The sequence below is a fragment of the Aeromonas sp. 603607 genome (genome assembly GCF_049171595.1).
Taxonomy (GTDB): domain Bacteria; phylum Pseudomonadota; class Gammaproteobacteria; order Enterobacterales; family Aeromonadaceae; genus Aeromonas; species Aeromonas veronii.
Genome location: NZ_JAAKOV010000004.1, coordinates 160,841 through 178,125, shown reverse-complemented (window position 1 = coordinate 178,125; position 17,285 = coordinate 160,841). Strand labels below are relative to the sequence as shown.

Here is a 17,285-nt window from a genome sequence, read left to right as displayed (position 1 = left end):
AGGTTGATCCTGTTTTGCGGCGACGGACTGTTGACCGCCTCATGAGGTTGACGGGGCGTTTCCCGTCCGCAACTCACTGATTCAAGAATGAAACAAGGAAGAGGCGGGCCTCTTCCTTGTGGTTCAGGGTAACGCCAACCCTTCCGATGCAGCCATCGGCGGGGGCCGGAGAGTTACTCTTTCTCTTCGATATCCACGCCAGCCCGGTTCAGCAGGAACTGGGTCAGCAGGGGCACCGGACGACCGGTGGAGCCTTTATCCTTGCCACTCTTCCAGGCGGTCCCGGCGATATCCAGGTGGGCCCAGTTGTACTTCTTGGTGAAGCGTGACAGGAAGGCCGCCGCGGTGATGGTACCGGCAGGACGACCGCCGATGTTGGCCATGTCGGCGAACGGGCTGTCGATCTGCTCCTGATACTCGTCAAACAGCGGCAGACGCCAGGCGCGATCGCCCGCCTGCTCGGAGGCGTTGAGCAGCTCGTGGGCCAGCGGGTTGTGGTTGGCCAGCAGACCCGAGGTGTGGTGACCCAGCGCGATGACGCAGGCACCGGTCAGGGTCGCCACGTCGATCACGGTTTCCGGATCGAAGCGGTCCACATAGGTCAGCGCATCACACAGCACCAGACGACCTTCCGCATCGGTGTTGAGCACTTCGATGGTCTGGCCGGACATGGAGGTGAGAATGTCACCCGGACGATAGGCGTTGCCACCCGGCATGTTCTCGCAGCCTGCCAGCACGCCGATGACGTTGATCGGCAGTTGCAGCTGGGCCAGCGCATGCATGGTACCGAGCACGGAGGCAGCGCCACCCATGTCGTACTTCATCTCGTCCATGCCGTCAGCAGGCTTGATGGAGATGCCGCCGGAGTCAAAGGTCAGACCCTTGCCGACCAGCACGATGGGCTTGGCATCCGGATGACCCTTGTATTCGATGATGGCCATCATGGCTTCGTTGTCGGAGCCGCGGGCCACCGCCAGATAGGAGTTCATGCCGAGTTCGGCCATCTCCTGCTCGCCCACCACCTTGGTGGTGATGTTGTCGTAGGCATCGGCCAGACGACGGGCCTGGGAGGCCAGATAGGCCGGGTTGCAGACATTGGGCGGCATGTTCGCCACGTCGCGACAGACTCGCACACCCTTGGCCACGGCCAGACCGTGAGCGATGGCTTTTTCACCAATGGTCAGTTCCCGACGCGTCGGCACGTTGAATACCAGCTTGCGCAGCGGGCGACGTGGCTCGGCCTTGTTGGTCTTGAACTGATCAAAGCTGTAGAGGCCCGCCTTGGTGGTTTCTACCGCCTGGCGCACCTTCCAATAGGTATCCCGACCCTTGACGTGCAGCTCGGTGAGGAAGCAGACCGCTTCCATGGAGCCGGTTTCGTTCAGGGTGGTGATGGTCTTGTTGATGATCTGCTTGTACTGGCGTTCGTCGAGTTCCCGCTCCTTGCCGCATCCGACCAGCAGTACGCGCTCGCTGAGCACGCCCGGTACTTGATGCAGCAGCAGCATCTGGCCTGGTTTCCCTTCCAGGTCGCCACGGCGCAGCAGCGAACTGATATAGCCATCGCTGATCTTGTCCAGTTGTTCGGCAACCGGAGAGAGGCGACGAGGCTCAAATACGCCGACTACGACGCAGGCGCTCCGTTGCTTCTCTGGACTGCCACTCTTTACACTGAACTCCATGGAATCTCCTACATCCTAAAGACAAAAGGCACCTTTTATTGAATAATGCGGTGCTTGTTGGGGTATCAGAGGCGGAGCGAACAGCCACAGGCTCCGCAGTTCAAACTGGTAAAAATCCAATATACGGCCCTATTTTTCAGGCATTCGACTAAAAACACAAGTTTACTTGGGAATGACTGTGATCGTTTTCCGATATTTGTTCAGGGAAACCCTGAAAACCCAGCTGGCAGTGTTATTCGTATTGCTGCTTATCTTTGTCAGCCAACAATTTATCAAGATCATCGGTGATGCCGCTGATGGCGAGGTGCCGACACGTCTGGTCTCCACCCTGCTGCTGCTCAACTTGCCCAATATGGCGTTGTTGATGCTGCCTATCAGTCTCTTTTTAGCCATTTTGTTTGCCCATGGTCGCCTCTACGCCGAAAGCGAGATGACGGTGATGCATGCGGTCGGTTTCAGCCACCGTTTCGTGATGCGCAGCGCCATGTTGCTGGCCTTGCTGACGGCGGTGGTTGCGGCGTTCAACACTGGCTGGATCGCCCCGCAGGCCAAGGAGCGCGAGTATCAGGTGATCGACGAGTTCAAGTCGGATCCGGGTATCTCCTTCCTGCAGGCTGGCCGCTTTATGGAGCTCGACAAGGGGCGTCTGGTTGCCTATATCCAGGATTTGAACGACAACGGCTCAAAACTGCAAAAGATCTTCGTGCTGCAGCGGGCGGAGGGGAACAATCCTCCCTCGGTGGTGGTGGCGACCGAAGGGGTGGTGACGGTCGATGAGAACGGCCTGCAGTGGCTGACCCTGATGGATGGCTCCCGCTACGAGGGGAACTTCTCCGGCAAGCAGTTCCAGATCTCCGATTTTCGCGAATATGGTCTGGTGATCCGCCAGCAGGAGATGGAGCGTTCCAACCGCAAGGCGGCGGCCAAGCCGACCATGGAACTGTTCGGTACCCAGGACAACGCCATGATGGCGGAATTGCAGTGGCGTATCTCGCTGCCCCTCTCCATTCCGGTGCTCACCCTGCTGGTGGTGCCGCTGGCGCGGGTCAATCCCCGTCAGGGGCGCTACGCCAAGCTGTTGCCGGCCATCATGCTGTATCTCTCCTACTTCCTGCTGCTCAGCGCCGCCCGTTCGGCCATTGACAGCGGTCGGCTGCCCTACTGGCCGGGGATGTTCCTGGTGCCGCTCGGTTACCTGCTGTTTATCGGCCTGCCCCTCAATCTGCAGGGCACCAGCTGGTGGAACGGGGTGAAAGGGCGCTATTTCAACAGAAAATCAGCATGATGCTGCAACATAGGAACTTCTGCTGATGTTTGGCATTCTCGATAGGTATATCGGTCGGGTCATCTTTATGTCGATCCTGCTGTGTGAAATCACGCTGGTTGGTCTGGCGGGGCTCATCAAGTATGTGGAGCAGCTCAAGTCGGTCGGTGACGGCAACTACGACATGATCAACGCCCTCTACTATGTGCTGCTCTCCATGCCCAAGGAGGCGGTGCTCTTCTTCCCGCTGGCCGCGCTGCTGGGTGGCCTGATTGGTCTGGGTCAGCTGGCGACCAGCTCCGAGCTGGTGGTGATGCAGGCGGCGGGTCGCTCCAAGATCAGTATCGTGATGGCGGCGCTCAAGACGGCGATCCCGCTGATGATCATGGTGGGGTTGATGGGGGAATATGTGGCCCCTGTCGCCAAACGGATGGCGGATGATATCCGTGCCGGTGCCATGTCGGAAGGGCGGCTTACCGTCTCGGCCTACGGGGTGTGGGCACGGGATGGCAACAACTTCGTCAATATCAACGGGGTGCGTAATGATGGCGCCCTCACCGGCATCACCCTCTATCGCTTCACCCCCGAGCGCAAGCTGATCGACGTGGTGCAGGCGCAGGAGGGGGTGTTCGAGCGCCACCACTGGCTGCTCAAGCAGACCCAGGTTACCCGCTTCGACGACCCGGCGCAGATCCGCAGCGAACAGCATGACAAGATGGAGTGGAGCTCGGAGTTGACGCCCAAACAGCTGGGGGTGGTGAGTATCGACCCCGAGAACCTCTCGGTCTCCGGTCTGCTCGACTACATCGGCTATCTCGATGCCAACAAGCAGGATGCCGGTCGCTACAAGCTGGAGATGTGGCGCAAACTGCTGTCACCGCTCTCGGTGGTGGCGATGATCCTGCTGGCCTCCTCCTTCATCTTCGGGCCGCTACGCTCGGTGAGCATGGGGGCTCGGATGCTGATGGGGATCATGACCGGCTTTGCCGTCTATGTGAGCGATCGGGTGTTTGGCCCCATCAGTCTGGTCTATGCGGTACCGCCGATTCTGGCGGCTATCGCGCCCAGCCTGCTGTTTGGCGGTATATCCTTCTATATCCTCAGCCGCAAGCAGTAATCCGCATGAGGTTATGAGGAAATGCGAAGAGGGCACCTGTTGGTGCCCTCTTTCGTTGCTGCATTGATCCGGTATTACTTGTTCAACAATTCCAGATTTTCCTCTTTGCTCAGCACGATCACTTCGCACTCGGCCCAGATATCCTGAAACGCCCGCGGACGCTGGCGGTTGAACAGGCACATCAGGTTGCCCAGACCAAAGGCGGCGGTAGCGAGACGGATCAGCGCCTGGGTAACGCGGATATGGCTGCCATCTTCGTTCTGAATGCGCAGCCGCCAGGCGCGCATGCCGACGGTCTGGCCTGCGCGGGTCCAGAACCAGGTGTAGAAACCGCAGATGACGAAGGCGAGCCACAGGGTGTAGATCAGGCTCAGGTGGTGGCGGGTCAGCAACCAGACGGTATCTTCACCCGCCGGTACGCTTGCCATGCCGGTGATCAGCAACAGCTTGGCGACACCCATGCCGATAAAGCCAGCGATGATCAGCAGCGAAGTCACCACCAGCGCATCATAGATGAGGGCGCCGAGGCGACGCAGCAGACCCGCTGACGGGTATGGCTGAGTGGCGGGAGAAGTGGATTTTTGTTGGACTTTTTTAGGCTTGGCCATCGTTTTTATTCCATTAAGATGATGGCGGCATTCTATGTAACTGGCCCCGCATCGGCAAGGCGTTGAATAAATGAACAAACGGGAGTGTTCAATCGAAAAACACCTTGCATGGCATCGCGCCATTCGTATAATCCCTCGCAGTTGCCCGGGTGGCGAAATCGGTAGACGCAGCGGATTCAAAATCCGCCGGTGAATAACCGTGTCGGTTCGAGTCCGACCCCGGGCACCATATTACAGTTTCATGCCGTACCACGGCAGACCAGAAACCCGCATAGCTTAAGGCTCTGCGGGTTTTTTGTTGTTCCTTGTCGTATCATATAGCCTCATAACATACCCCATTATTCGGGGGTATCTCTGGGGGTAGTGGCTCAGATGGGGGGTAAAAACTACCCCCATATGGCCATCGGCTAGCACCATGACTGGTTTGCTGAGTGTCCACTTATTGTCCCCAGCGTGTGTAAGTACCCCCAAGCAGAGACGGGAGATACCCCATGCCGCTATCCGATATCACCGCCCGGCAGGCCAAATACACCGGCAAGCCTCAGAAGCTATCCGATGAGAAGGGGCTGTTCCTGCTGGTTAACCAGTCTGGTAAATATTGGCGGCTCAAGTATCGCTATGGCGGCAAAGAGAAGATGCTTGCCTTGGGGGTGTATCCTGAGGTGTCACTCAAAGAAGCGCGGACAAAGAGGGATGATGCTCGTCGCTTACTTGCCGAGGGGGTTGATCCTGGCCTGCTTCGCAAACAAAGCAAGGCGGCCAACCGGCTGGCCAGTGAAAACAGCTTTGAAGTGCTGGCTCGTGAATGGCACCAAAGCCAACTTGCTCTCTGGAGTCCAGGCCATGCCACCCGGGTTATCGAGTCCTTGGAGATGGATGCTTTCCCAGATCTTGGGCTTGTTCCTGTTGCTGAGTTGACGGCACCCATGATGTTGGATGCCCTGCGGAAAGTAGAAAAGCGGGGTGCCACTGAGACGGCTGGGCGAGTGCTACAGCGGATCAGTGCTGTCATGCGTTACGCCATCCAGACAGGCCGAGCCAGCTACAACCCAGCCCAAGACCTGAAAGGGGCACTTAAGGCCGCGAAGAAAGAACACCGGCCGGCATTGCCCAGGGCGGAACTGCCAGAGTTTTACCGCCGCCTTGCTGTTGAACCCCTGAACCCTGCGACTCGCCTTGCCTTTCATCTGCTAATGCTGACCATGACCCGCCCGGGTGAAGTTCGCTTTGCCCGCTGGGATGAATTCGACCTGGAGCGGGCCGAGTGGCGGATCCCCCCTCAGCGGATGAAGATGCGATCAGAGCATATTGTCCCACTATCCAGGCAGGCGCTGGCCGTCCTTGATGAGCTCCACCAAGTCACCGGTCATTGTGATCTGTTGTTCCCGAGCGAGCGCAACCTGACCAAGCCCATGAGTGAGAACACTCTGAGCTATGCCATGGGGCGGATGGGGTATGCTGGCATTGCCACTCCTCATGGCTTCCGGGCGCTGGCATCGACCACCCTGAACGAAGAGGGCTTTGATCCGGATGTTATAGAGCGCCAGCTTGCCCACGCTGAACGCAATAAGGTGCGGGCTGCCTACCATCGAGCCGAGTACCTGGATGATCGTCGCAAGCTCTTGCAGTGGCTGGCTGATTTCTACGAATCTCAGCAGGGAGGGAATGTGCGTCCGGTGAATTTTCAGAGAGTGACGGGCGGGGTTGGCTAATGGAACGTTTAATAACTACTTGACCCGTCAGGACACTAACGTTAGGATTTCCCCATCATGGCCCAGTCTTTCGAGATTGGGCCTTTTCATTTCCAGACCCGGCCATTGTGCCGGGTTTTTTCGTTGGAGGAACTTAAGCCCAGAACACACCACCTAATCCCCGATAGTTGTTTTTATACCCATCAAACCCGGCCGTTGCGCCGGGTTTTTTCATTTCAGGAGAACGCATATGGCAATACCGGAAACAGGGTTTATTCGAGAGGCTCAACTTGTGACCACTGCGAGCAAGGTGGGTCCGTTGCCGTTCAGCAAGTCAACGCTTTGGCGGATGGTCAGAGATGGCAAGTTCCCCGCGCCAATAAAACTATCCCCAAGAGTAACCGCATGGAAATGCGAGGCCGTCCGTGAGTGGATCAACTCTCAAGGTAAAGCAGCATAAGGAACTGAAAAATGGACAAAAAAAATAGCCGCACCGAGAACGGCACAGCTAAAGCATTTATTGAAATCACTGCCAATTCTATGCCCAAAGCGGTTGGGAAGGAAGTATCCGCTGCAATCCACATGTTGGCTAATCCGGTGGGTCTAAGTGAACTTGAGATCCTGGATCTGGCCCGCCTCACCAGTGGGCGTAATTACCCCTGTTCCTGGGAGCGGGGCCTTGGTATTCAGTTACGACGTTATCGTATGACCGCGCGTAACGGCCTGCTCTCGATGACTTATCGCAGTGGCAATGGTTATTCCGACGATCTTCTGGTGTGCGCATGGCAAAAATATGCCCGTATTGGTGTCCGTGGGGGTGAGGGGGGCTTCACAATTTACAGCCTTGCTTGCTATGAAGATGCGGTCAAACTTGCTTCATGGGTGGGTGAGAAGCTTTCAAAGAAAGGCATGTGCCTTGCACGGGACTGGTTGACTCCGTTGCTAGAACGCTACCCCGGCATGGTAGAGGAGGAGGCCAGCTATGCTTGATGTCATCCTCCTTGCCATTCTGGCATTCGACTTGGTAGCAACGACCCTCCTGCTAGACTCTCTCCGCTAAGGATCACCGTGATGATGAAACCTATGGGGCGAACTGCCCGGGGCGAAGCCTTGCCCAAATTCAGCCGGACGGGGTTGCCTGATACCGTGCGACACGGTACGATCTTCCCTGTCGTCACCTTAAGCAAGTGGCGGCGTGGCTGGCGGATTAAGCACCCGCAAGCTGTGACTCACGTAGGAAAATCTGTATCCCTTTCCCCCATTTCCGGCACCCTGCCGGGGATTTATCCAGTTTTGGGGGCATGGGTCGGGAGCCAAAGAAAACGCCCCCACTGTGCCTGCCTACGTGAGCACTGCTTTGCGGCTACCCGATCCGCCCTGCGTCAACTTCACGTAGGGATAACCCAAATGATCTTCACATTCTTGATCCAACGCTCCCGCGCCTGTCGCGTGGCAGACTTGCCCCATATCCGCACCATTACCGCCGTTGCTGACACCGAAGCCCAAGCCCGTATTGCTCTGGCTGGCCTGCCTCTGGTGTTCCTGTCCCGCACTCCGACTGGGAGGGGCGCCGCATGAACCCGACCAATCAACCCAAGATGAATGCGCTACTTGAACAGCTTGCCGACATCCTGGAGCAGACAGACCTGAGTCGCCAAGAAAGGGCTCAATTCTGCGTCTTGCTGGGGGAGATGCGGGCAGAAGTGGGTATCTGCCAGGAGGTGGCCGCATGAGATATTTCGCATGGGCAAGCAGTACCACGCCCCCCACCTTTACAGGCCCAATTAACCCGCGAACAGGAAAGCGCTCACAGGCTGGCAGCCTGAGCGCCTTTGACTGGAGGCGCGATCGGGATCGCTTCATTGAGCAGGCCAAAGGGGCTGCCGTTGCTGTCACCGCCAAGCAGGCCCGTGAGCTGAAGGCTGGATTGGATGAGCGGGCATTCAGGGCGCTGGTTGCCGTACTGGCGGGAGGGTCAGGTAATGAGTAGCTGTCTTATTGCGGCGCTACGCAGCCGGATCTGGGGTGAGTTATCACGCAACCCTCTGCGTCCCTCGGTATTGCGAGAACTGTTCAAGCGGGCATCCAAGGCTCAGAAACAGCCAGGTGAACACCATGCAACAGGGGGTTGCCATGACCGAGATCGATAACTTGGAACATGCCGGTGGTAAGCAAGGACGTGATGATGCCTTGCTGATGCTGCGCCATATGTTGGCTGGCGATGAGTTAACGCCGCTGGGTAGTCTGGTGCTGGACGAAATGAACCGTGCCTTTTGTGCCGATGTGCGGCAGATGCTGGATGAGGGCAAGGACCCCATGGCGGAGCTGGCGAGAGAGCGCGAGCGGAGGGCTACACAATGATGAAAACAACAGGGGGCGCAAGCCCCCGATTTGTTTCTGACGTAGTTGCGGCGGCTGCCGGCCACTGGCCTGATGTGCTTGCGGGTCTTGGTATCGAGACCCCGTGCCGCGGCAAACATGGCCCCTGCCCTGCCTGTGGTGGCAAAGACCGATTCCGATTGGATGACAAAGGAGGTCGCGGCACTTTCATTTGTGGGCAATGCGGTGCTGGGGATGGGTTGGATCTGGTGTGCCGGGTGACAAGCAAGAACCCCAAGGAGGCCGCCGAACTGGTTGCCCCTTTGGTGGGTCTGTCTGCCGGTGGGCTTGACCCTGTAGAGCGGGAGCGTATCCACCAGCAGCAACAGGCCAGGGCAGAGCAAGAACGCAAACAGGAGGAGCAACAGCGTCAGAAGGCTGCCCGCCGTGCTGCTGCCATCATCAGCGACTGTGAGCAGGGGAACACCCCCTATGTTGAGCGTAAGGGCTTTGGCTCACACCTGAACGCAGTGAATCGAACCCCGATCCGTGAAGGGGGTGAGAACTACCCAGCCGGCAGCCTGGTGATCCCGCTGACCAATGAGACGGGCGAACTGGTGAACGTACAGCTGATCGGCCATGACGGCAGCAAGCGTTATCTGGCTGGTGGGCAGAAGGCCGGGGCTTTCCACCGTATCGATGGTGGGGAGCTGGTGGCCGTGGTGGAGGGGTACGCAACCGGGCTATCTGTTCACCTAGCTATCGGGGCGACCGTCTATTGCGCCATGGATGCCGGTAACCTGCTGGCCGTGGCCCAGATTGCCCGCCGCCAGCACCCAAAGGCCCGGCTCCTGCTCTGTGGCGACAATGACGAAGGCACCAAGGGCAACCCTGGTAAGGCCAAGGCCGAGCACGCCGCCGCAACCGTGGGCGGGCTGGTGGCTCTGCCATCGGTTGCCGGTGACTGGAACGACTACCACCAAGCCCACGGGCTGACCGCAACCAAAGAGGCCATCATGAGCGCCAGCGCCACACCTACCCCCAACCAACCCCAAGACCAAGACGCCCACCAGAAGGAAGGGGCTCCCTGGCAGGCCGAAGTGGTACCGCTTCACCCGGTTCGCGATGACGAGACCGAGAAAGGGCAAGACCTGCCGGCAGGGTTCGCGATCCGGGGGGATCACCTCTGTGTGTGGGAGATGGTCGGGCGGGGTGAGGATGCGCACCAAGAGTGGGTACCCATATCCAGCCCGATCAGGGTGCTAGCTGAAACCAGTGATGAGCAAGGGTGTGGTTATGGCCGCCTGCTGGAGTGGCAAGATACCGCTGGGCGCAAACGTAGCTGGCCAATGCCCATGAGGGAGCTGACACGCCGTCAGGGTGAAGAGGTGCTAGCCGCCCTGCTGGATGCGGGCTTGCCGTTTATTGCGTTGGGCCGCAAACACAAACTCGCCGAGTACCTGATGGCTTGTCGGCCCGACAAGCGGATCACTTGTGTGGAGCGCACCGGCTGGCATGGGCGGGCCTATGTACTGCCTCAAGGGTCAATAGGGCCTGACGCCGATGGGGTGATCCTGCAAACAACTGGCTACGCAGCCAGCGACTTTGTCGAGCGCGGCACCTTGGGCGAGTGGCAACAGGGGGTTGCGGCGCTGGCGGTGGGTAACTCCCGCCTCTGCTTTGCCCTGTCCTTGGCCTTTGCTGCCCCCCTTCTCTCTCTGGTAGGCATGGAGGGGGGAGGCTTTCACCTCAAGGGTGAGAGCACAGACGGCAAAACCACCATCATGAAGGCCGCCGCCAGCGTCTACGGCAACCCGGATCGCTACAGCCAAACATGGCGGGCAACCGGTAACGCCATCGAGGGGATAGCCAGCCGGCGCAATGATGCCCTGCTCTGCCTGGATGAGCTGGGGGAGCTGGACGGGCGCGAGGCGGGGCAGGTGGCCTATATGCTGGCAAATGGACAGGGCAAGGGCCGCAGCAAGCAGGATGGGGAGCTACGGGAGCGCAAGGCGTGGCGGCTGCTGTTCCTCTCCACTGGGGAATTGAGCCTTGAAGATCACGCTGCCAGCGCAGGCCAGCGCACTCAAGCAGGGATGGAAGTGCGCACCATCCAAATCCCGAGCGACACCGGCCACCATGGGGCGTTCGAGTGGCTTCACGGCATGGAGGGCGGACGTACCTTCGCCGACACACTCAAGGCCCACTGCGACCACCAGCACGGCAGCGCCTTCCGAACCTATGCCGAGGCATTGGCTGGGGAGCTGGGAGCGCACAGCGAGCGGCTGAGGGCCGAGATTAAGCGCATTGCCGCCGAGCTGACCCCGCAGGGAGCAGGTAATCAGGTTGGCCGAGCTATCAACCGGTTCGCGCTGGTGGCCGCTGCCGGTGAGCTGGCAACCCGGCTAGGGGTAACCGGCTGGCCCGAGGGGGAGGCGCTGCGAGCGGTGCGGGTCTGCCTCAAGGCGTGGTTGGCGGAGCGTGGTCACCTTGGCAACAAGGAGGACGCTGCAACCTTGGCGCAGATCCGGGCCTTTATGCGGGCTCACCAGTACACCCGCTTTGTGGATGTGAGCGACCCGAACCACCGACCGGCAAATGTGGTTGGTTACAGGCGTAACCCTAGGCATGGTACCGATGATGAACTGGAGTTTTGGGTTGACCCATCGGGCTGGGTTGAGATCACCAGCGGACGCGATGCTAAGAAGGCCGCCAAGCTGTCAGCCAAAGCGGGATACCTGCTCGGCGGTGAGGGGCGTTATCAGCTGTTGAGGCGGCTCCCGACCGGAAAGCGGGCACGGGTCTATGTGCTGACCGATCTGGTATTGGCCGACGATGCCGAAGGGCAACAGGGCGACTAAGCCAGCCAGAGGTAAGCAATGGGCTGCCGAGTGCGCCCTTTTCTTGCCAGCCTCATGCGCGAGCACAAAGGAAAAACAGTGGTTCTACTGGTTCACTGGTTCCTAACATCCTCAAACCCTTACAACATAAGGGATAGAGACGGAACCACTGTATAAGAATCGACTGGTTCCGCACTGGTTCCACTGGTTCCTCAATGGGGTCGATATTAGGTCGGAACCAGTGACGGGGGTCTAAGAACCAGTGGGTAAGTCACAAGTGGTTCACCAATAAACCCTGTTGTGGCGCGGGCTGGCGGGGAGTTGGAACCACAGAACCACCGGAACCACCGTTTTTTTTCATCTATAGAGCGGTACGAGCCGATCAAGATCACACTTTTGCCGCAACAGGGGGTTGCATTGAGATTGACCAACGAACAACGCGAGCAGGTGATCACCCTGCGCCGCACCCATTCATTGAGTGAGGTGGCTTCTCTGGCTGGCCTCTCTCTGGGAACGGTGAAAGCTATCGTCAGCAGATCGGGGTTGTTCACCGACAACCCAAGACACCGGGCCATGTTCACCTTGCCGCCACTACAAAGCAGCGGGGAGACACTGCCAGCGGTGCCAGAGCTACCGCAGCAGGAAGTGGTGACCGGGGATAAGGAGATCGACGCCCTGCTCTGGCTACGTCAAGTGATAGGGACGGGCGACCCGGTACGCATTGCCCAGGCCAAGGAGGCGGCAGGGCGGATCACCACCCCGCCCGGCGAGCTGGAGCAGCGTTACGGCAAATGGCTGGTGGCTAAGGCGGGTCACATGCTCGCGGGCCTTGGCAGCATCGGCTTTGCCAATCTGGATGGACTGGCCGAGCGCTCCATTGAACGGCGAGCCAATGAATCCGAAGCCATCGGGCGGTTCGGGGATGCGCTGTGGGACGACACCCAGGCGGAGGCGTTTTGTCAGGAGGTACTGAGAGGGCTGGAGCAAGACAGTTGGCAACTGCCGCCTGAACAGGTCGCGGAGCGGTTCAAGGCAGTGCCGGAATTGATGCCGCACACCCTGAGCGACTGCCTTCATGAGCTGGCCTATTGGAACGAACTGTACCGGCTGCGCCATGCGTGCGACACGCAAGGCTATTACGAGAACAGCATAGAGGCACACGCTCGCGACTGGTTTGTGTTTGGTTTGCTGGCTGAACTGCGACCGAGAAACAGGGAAGAGGCGCGGGCAACCCTGCGCTACCTGATGGGCAGTGAGCGGGACGACGCCCCCGAGGCAGAGCGGATCCTAGATAACCTGATCGGCTAGCTCTGCCCGTGAATCCGGGTAGTTTTACCCAGAAACCCGGGCAGTTTTGCCCAGCTAGCAAGGCACACTTACCAACAGGAGCAAGTGTGGGCAGACGAAAACCAACTCCGTCATGTCTGCGTGGCAGGCGGTGCGCCGACCGGTACGCCGACCGGTACGCCGACCGGTACGCCGACCGGTACGCCGACCGGTACGCCGACCGGTACGCTGAAAGTCGCGCTGCTGCTGACTTGGTTTGTGTATGATGTCCCACCAACCGGTACGCCAACCCAGACGCCTGCCAGCATGTGCGATTGAGGAAATACCATGACCAAATCAAAGGAGCCTGCCCCCATTCAAGAGGCCGCTCCGCCATCGTCTCAGAGAAGGCCAGAGACCGAACTTAGGATGGCACCGATATTTCCGCCGCCGCACCCGTTCGAAACATATCTGTTCGAGAGGCTGACAACCTACGCGCAGGGGTATCTGCCGCTACCTTGGCCTCACGGTCGCATTCTGATGAGCGAGGAGGTACGAGCCGAGCTGGACAGGAGGCAGGCAAAGAGGCTCGCCGAGATAGATGCGGAGCTGGTCGCACGTGAGAACGCACGGTTGGCAGCGCTGGAGCGAAAGCGGATCACCTCGAGACGTTATGCCATGAAGCGTTGGGCCGCTACGGCCTGGGCACGGTTACGCCAATTGGCTGAGACTCAAGCCGATTAACCAGGTAGCCACCGAGTCACGGTTTCTCGGACAGTGTCCGGGTAACCATGACAGTAACTCCGCACCCAAATCGGCAGTAAACCGCCACACCCCTCGCCACTACTGGCCGCAAACTCCGCAGTTAAACCGGCGTACGAGCCAGATGAAAACTGGCATTCCAGCTTCTAAGTTCTACCCTCGAACCACAACGGCTACAACGTAGCTGAACCAGCTACAAACCACACCCCCAGCCTACCAGGGCAACCCCTCTCATCTGGATGGCATCTTGCTGATCTTCATTCTGCGCAAATTGCGCAATTCATCCAAAAACGAATAACAACTGCGGGCTGCGCAAAACTGTTGCTAATTAGCTGGCAGCCTAAGCAGCACAAGGGATTGCGGTGGATTGAGCTGGTTAGGGAACTGCGCAAATTGCGCAATCCAGCCAAAAACGAAAAGCAATGGGCATGACGAGGAAAGCAGGCGATGGGCAGACGGAAGTGAGCAATTGAAGTTATCCGCGACAGGGTACCCAGAGTGAAAGAGATGGGGGTACTTGTGGGGGTATAAAGACAACGCCCTGATTTATTTTATAATCAAAAACAATGATTTATCATCTTAATTCGATAGAGACCCCGGCACCATCAAATTCATGACAAAAGGCCATCAGCAATGATGGCCTTTTGTTTTTTAGCGTTCCTGCACATGGGAGCGTTACTGTTGAGCTGGCAGTACTTCCCGTTACCTCTTGGTATCCCTTCTCTTTTCCTGCTCTCCGTTATTTCCTTTTCTTGATGTGGCTGCTGACGGCATCACCGCCAGCGGCCTGTCTCTATTGCGGTTTTTTCCAAACCTTGCGGCATCAGAACATGGTTGCCGCACTATCCCAGCAGGGCAAACAGCAGGGTGCCGAGGGTGCCAGCGAGTGTCAGCGCGATGATGGCTCTGGGTGTGCCATGCAGCTTGGTCCACATAAACAGGCTGGTGAGGGCGAGCAGCAGCAGGGCCAGGGCGGCGATATCGCTAAACAGCTGCCAGCCGAGGCCGGTGCCCATACCGCGGTGCAGCCGGTTGAGGCTGGCGGCAAAGTTGGCCAGTTGCAGGTCGGTACGTACCAGCAAGGTACCCTCGACATAGCTGGCGGCCACGCTCTGGCTGAGGGTAACGCCGCGCATCTCCCACTTGGCGGGCAGGGTGAGCGGGCCGTTCGGGGTGGGCAGGGTCTGGGCCGGGGTGATCATGGTTCGCCCGTCGGCAAAGGTATCGGGATAGCGCTGTTGCAGCAGGCTTTTCAGCTGCTCCGGGCTGGCGAGTGGCGCCTCCAGTACTATCTCTTCACTCGATTTGTCGGTGTGGGGGCCGGGAATGGGCAACACGGCACGGTGTTGCAGCCAGAGACCGGTGATGCCGTACATCAGCATCAGGGCGAGGGTAAAAAAACCGGCCCAGGCATGGAGGCGGCGTACCCATTTGTTGTTGTGAAGGGGAGCTCTTCTGCGTTTCATCGTGGTTGCTTCATAAAAAAACTGGCCAGCAGGGGCTGGCCAGTCGGGGTGGTTGTCACAGAGATCAGAAGCGGTAGGTACCGGTCAGACTCAGCTGACGGGGGGTGCCCGGCATGATCTGGGTGGCACTGGTGGCGCTGACAAAGTACTCGTGATCGGTCAGGTTTTCGGCGCTCAGCTCGGCTTCCCACTGCTGCCAGCGATAACCGGCGCGCGCATCGAAGCGAGCGTAACCGGGCAGAGTGGTGGTGTTGGCGTTGTCGGCAAAGCGATCGCCCACTGCCGTCACGCCGGTTTCGCCGAACCAGCCCTGCTCGCCACTCTTGTAGCCGAGATAGAACTGGCCATTCTGACGGGAGACGTTCATCGGGCGCTTGCCCTGCAGATCCGCATCCGCCTTGACCTGCTCGGCATCCTGAATGGCGAAGCCGCCACGCAGATAGATCTCGTCGGTCAGCTCGGCGCGGGCGCTCAGTTCGACCCCTTCGGTACGCTGCAGGCCGGTGAGGATCACCTTGGTGGGATCCAGCGGATCCTTGGTGCGCTTGTTGTACATCTCCAGTCGATAGAGGGAGAGAGTGGTCGCCAGCTTGCCGTTCAGCCAGTCACTCTTCACGCCACCTTCGTAGAGGCGGGTGTGCTGGGGTTCCAGCCCGTTGTTCTTGTCACCCGGGGTGATGCCGATCAGCTCGCCGCCCACCGGAGTGAAGGTCTTGCTGTAGGAGGTGTAGAAGGCGTGATCCTCGAGGGGGTTCCACACCAGACCGAGGCGCGGGCTCAGGCTGTTGACCGAGACGCTCTCCTCCTTGTTGAGGTCGTAGCGGCGACTGGTGACAGTGAAGTCGTCACGGCGCAGCCCGCCCACCAGATGCCAGTCACCCAGGCTGAGCTGATCCTGCAGATAGAGGCCATTGCCGCGCACCTTGTGTTTGGCGTCGCTGGAGAGCTTCATGGCGCCATTGTAGGTAGGCAGTGAGCCCGGATCGTAGAGATTGCCAGACGGGATGGCGGTGGCGTTCTGGTAGAGCTTGGGTGTGCGCTCCTGCCAGTTCTGCTCGAAGCCAACCAGCAGGCGATGTTCCACCGGGCCGGTCTGGAACAGACCCTCGGCCTCGGTGTTGCTGATCAGGTTCTTCGCTTTCAGATCCTGCTGCCAGCGGGAGCGGGTCACCTTATCCCCTTTGACGCTGGTGACATAGGTGTTGTCAAACTGGCTGTCGAGGGTGGAGTAACCGAGCTGCTGGCGCAACAGCCACTGATCGTTGATATCCCAGGAGAGGCGTGAGCGGGTGGATTGTGCCACGTCATCGATGAAGTCGCGGCTGGTATCGCTGTAGACATACTCTCGCGGCACATCGGCCGGACGGCCATTGACCCCGGGAATGCCGCGATCCGGGGTGCGGTCATGTTCGTTGCGCTCGTACTGTACCAGCCAGTTTAGGTTGTCGCTGATCTCCCAGTTGGCGGAAGGCGCCAGCAGGGTGCGCTTGCTCTTCACGCCGTTGCGGAAGCTATCTTTGTCCTCTTGCGCCATGTTGAGGCGCAGTTGCACCTGCTCACTCGCCTCACCATTGAGGTCGGCGGCCAGTCGCTGACTGTCAAAGCTGCCGACCCGGGCGGTGACGCTGGACTCCTGCCCTTTTTGCGGCTTTTTGCTGACCCGGTTGACGATGCCCCCCGTGCTACCGCGGCCGTAGAGCACGGCAGCCGGGCCCTTGAGCACTTCCACCCGCTCGATGTTGCCGAGATCCCGGGTGTACTGCATGTCGTCGCGGAATCCGTCGAGATAGAAGTCGTTGCTGGCGCTGAAGCCGCGGATATTGACCCCGTCGAAGCGGGTATCACCGCTGGCGTTGACCCCGGGAATGCCGCTCAGCGCTTCACTCAGCGTCGGTTGGCCGAAGGCGGTCAGCTCGCTGACCTTGACGCTGTCGATGGTCTGGGGCACCAGCTTGGCTGGCGTATTGGTCCGGGTAGCGGTGGCAACTTCCTGATGCTGGGAGCGTTTGCCAACCACAGTCATGGTTTCATCGGTGGCCTGGGCAGTGAAGCCGGTGCCCAGCAGTGCCAGCGAGACCAGCGTTCTGCGAAAGTGAGGGTGCTGCATATTCAATATTGACTCTTTGGATGTCGACCTGACGGCTCGAACATATTGATTTAATTATAATTAGCCTGACCCGCCAAAGCGGGATGCCAATGATATTGATTTTCATTTGTCTGGCAAGGTGAAAATGGATAGGGGCATTGGAGGAGGGTTGTGCGGTCGGGGG

At 59.0% G+C, this 17,285-nt stretch carries 16 protein-coding genes and 1 tRNA gene; 13 read left to right on the top strand and 4 right to left on the bottom strand.

The window, feature by feature from the left end; all coding sequences use genetic code 11:
* Positions 1–173: 173 nt before the first annotated feature.
* Positions 174–1,682 (bottom strand): leucyl aminopeptidase, encoded by a 1,509-nt coding sequence (pepA, locus tag G5315_RS06305; RefSeq protein ID WP_005336423.1) that lies wholly within the window; start codon positions 1,680–1,682, stop codon positions 174–176.
* A 172-nt stretch (positions 1,683–1,854) separates the two neighbouring features.
* On the opposite strand from pepA, the gene lptF reads away from it, so the two are divergent.
* Both lptF and lptG read left to right on the top strand, forming a co-directional pair.
* Positions 1,855–2,967 (top strand): LPS export ABC transporter permease LptF, encoded by a 1,113-nt coding sequence (gene lptF / locus G5315_RS06300; RefSeq protein ID WP_005356742.1) that lies wholly within the window; start codon positions 1,855–1,857, stop codon positions 2,965–2,967.
* A gap of 25 nt (positions 2,968–2,992) precedes the next feature.
* Positions 2,993–4,063, top strand: a complete 1,071-nt coding sequence (gene lptG, locus G5315_RS06295) for an LPS export ABC transporter permease LptG (protein WP_266135462.1) — start codon at positions 2,993–2,995, stop codon at positions 4,061–4,063.
* Between the two features lie 74 nt (positions 4,064–4,137).
* Here the strand turns inward: lptG and G5315_RS06290 are convergent, their stop codons facing one another.
* The gene (locus G5315_RS06290) at positions 4,138–4,671 is read right to left on the bottom strand and encodes an RDD family protein (RefSeq protein ID WP_421332742.1); all 534 of its coding nucleotides are present in this window, start codon (positions 4,669–4,671) and stop codon (positions 4,138–4,140) included.
* Positions 4,672–4,814: 143 nt separating this feature from the next.
* Here G5315_RS06290 and G5315_RS06285 point away from each other — a divergent pair.
* The 11 genes from G5315_RS06285 (at position 4,815) to G5315_RS06235 (ending at position 13,126) form a co-directional block, all read left to right on the top strand.
* Positions 4,815–4,900: transfer RNA gene (locus G5315_RS06285), tRNA-Leu, on the top strand.
* A 262-nt stretch (positions 4,901–5,162) separates the two neighbouring features.
* A complete protein-coding gene (locus tag G5315_RS06280) occupies positions 5,163–6,383 on the top strand; it encodes a tyrosine-type recombinase/integrase (RefSeq protein WP_421332741.1) in 1,221 nt (406 codons plus the stop codon).
* Positions 6,384–6,612: 229 nt separating this feature from the next.
* Positions 6,613–6,822: a helix-turn-helix transcriptional regulator gene (locus tag G5315_RS06275; protein WP_201938879.1), complete on the top strand. Its 210-nt coding sequence runs from the start codon at positions 6,613–6,615 to the stop codon at positions 6,820–6,822.
* Between the two features lie 11 nt (positions 6,823–6,833).
* Positions 6,834–7,352 carry a hypothetical protein gene (locus G5315_RS06270; RefSeq protein ID WP_421332739.1) on the top strand — a complete coding sequence of 173 codons (519 nt, stop codon included), beginning with the start codon at positions 6,834–6,836 and terminating at the stop codon, positions 7,350–7,352.
* 417 nt (positions 7,353–7,769) lie between these two features.
* Entirely contained in the window at positions 7,770–7,940 is a 171-nt protein-coding gene (locus G5315_RS06265) for a hypothetical protein (RefSeq protein ID WP_371156297.1), read from the top strand.
* Positions 7,937–8,095: a hypothetical protein gene (locus G5315_RS06260; RefSeq protein ID WP_157161807.1), complete on the top strand. Its 159-nt coding sequence runs from the start codon at positions 7,937–7,939 to the stop codon at positions 8,093–8,095. Before G5315_RS06265 ends, G5315_RS06260 begins: the two co-directional genes overlap by 4 nt.
* Positions 8,092–8,352 (top strand): hypothetical protein, encoded by a 261-nt coding sequence (locus G5315_RS06255; protein WP_088869463.1) that lies wholly within the window; start codon positions 8,092–8,094, stop codon positions 8,350–8,352. Before G5315_RS06260 ends, G5315_RS06255 begins: the two co-directional genes overlap by 4 nt.
* A 125-nt stretch (positions 8,353–8,477) precedes the next feature.
* Positions 8,478–8,723 (top strand): hypothetical protein, encoded by a 246-nt coding sequence (locus tag G5315_RS06250; RefSeq protein ID WP_421332737.1) that lies wholly within the window; start codon positions 8,478–8,480, stop codon positions 8,721–8,723.
* A complete protein-coding gene (locus G5315_RS06245) occupies positions 8,723–11,542 on the top strand; it encodes a DUF927 domain-containing protein (RefSeq protein ID WP_421332766.1) in 2,820 nt (939 codons plus the stop codon). The genes G5315_RS06250 and G5315_RS06245 overlap by 1 nt, the downstream gene beginning before the upstream one ends.
* Before the next feature lie 396 nt (positions 11,543–11,938).
* Positions 11,939–12,829, top strand: a complete 891-nt coding sequence (locus G5315_RS06240; RefSeq protein WP_005340551.1) for a hypothetical protein — start codon at positions 11,939–11,941, stop codon at positions 12,827–12,829.
* Between the two features lie 84 nt (positions 12,830–12,913).
* Entirely contained in the window at positions 12,914–13,126 is a 213-nt protein-coding gene (locus G5315_RS06235) for a hypothetical protein (protein WP_421332735.1), read from the top strand.
* Positions 13,127–14,391: 1,265 nt separating this feature from the next.
* Here the strand turns inward: G5315_RS06235 and G5315_RS06230 are convergent.
* Together G5315_RS06230 and G5315_RS06225 are read right to left on the bottom strand one after the other, a co-directional pair.
* Positions 14,392–15,015 carry a PepSY-associated TM helix domain-containing protein gene (locus tag G5315_RS06230; RefSeq protein WP_421332734.1) on the bottom strand — a complete coding sequence of 208 codons (624 nt, stop codon included), beginning with the start codon at positions 15,013–15,015 and terminating at the stop codon, positions 14,392–14,394.
* Positions 15,016–15,079: 64 nt separating this feature from the next.
* Positions 15,080–17,122 (bottom strand): TonB-dependent receptor, encoded by a 2,043-nt coding sequence (locus tag G5315_RS06225; RefSeq protein ID WP_421332732.1) that lies wholly within the window; start codon positions 17,120–17,122, stop codon positions 15,080–15,082.
* Between the last annotated feature and the right edge of the window lie 163 nt (positions 17,123–17,285).

Coding starts and splice junctions, on each gene's coding strand:
- G5315_RS06255 (WP_088869463.1), top strand. CDS start 8,092: ATGAGATATTTCGCATGGGCAAGCAGTACCACGCCCCCCACCTTTACA.
- G5315_RS06250 (WP_421332737.1), top strand. CDS start 8,478: ATGCAACAGGGGGTTGCCATGACCGAGATCGATAACTTGGAACATGCC.
- G5315_RS06225 (WP_421332732.1), bottom strand. CDS start 17,122: ATGCAGCACCCTCACTTTCGCAGAACGCTGGTCTCGCTGGCACTGCTG.
- G5315_RS06260 (WP_157161807.1), top strand. CDS start 7,937: ATGAACCCGACCAATCAACCCAAGATGAATGCGCTACTTGAACAGCTT.
- G5315_RS06245 (WP_421332766.1), top strand. CDS start 8,723: ATGAAAACAACAGGGGGCGCAAGCCCCCGATTTGTTTCTGACGTAGTT.
- G5315_RS06275 (WP_201938879.1), top strand. CDS start 6,613: ATGGCAATACCGGAAACAGGGTTTATTCGAGAGGCTCAACTTGTGACC.
- G5315_RS06290 (WP_421332742.1), bottom strand. CDS start 4,671: ATGGCCAAGCCTAAAAAAGTCCAACAAAAATCCACTTCTCCCGCCACT.
- G5315_RS06270 (WP_421332739.1), top strand. CDS start 6,834: ATGGACAAAAAAAATAGCCGCACCGAGAACGGCACAGCTAAAGCATTT.
- G5315_RS06265 (WP_371156297.1), top strand. CDS start 7,770: ATGATCTTCACATTCTTGATCCAACGCTCCCGCGCCTGTCGCGTGGCA.
- pepA (WP_005336423.1), bottom strand. CDS start 1,682: ATGGAGTTCAGTGTAAAGAGTGGCAGTCCAGAGAAGCAACGGAGCGCC.
- G5315_RS06230 (WP_421332734.1), bottom strand. CDS start 15,015: ATGAAACGCAGAAGAGCTCCCCTTCACAACAACAAATGGGTACGCCGC.
- lptF (WP_005356742.1), top strand. CDS start 1,855: ATGACTGTGATCGTTTTCCGATATTTGTTCAGGGAAACCCTGAAAACC.
- G5315_RS06280 (WP_421332741.1), top strand. CDS start 5,163: ATGCCGCTATCCGATATCACCGCCCGGCAGGCCAAATACACCGGCAAG.
- lptG (WP_266135462.1), top strand. CDS start 2,993: ATGTTTGGCATTCTCGATAGGTATATCGGTCGGGTCATCTTTATGTCG.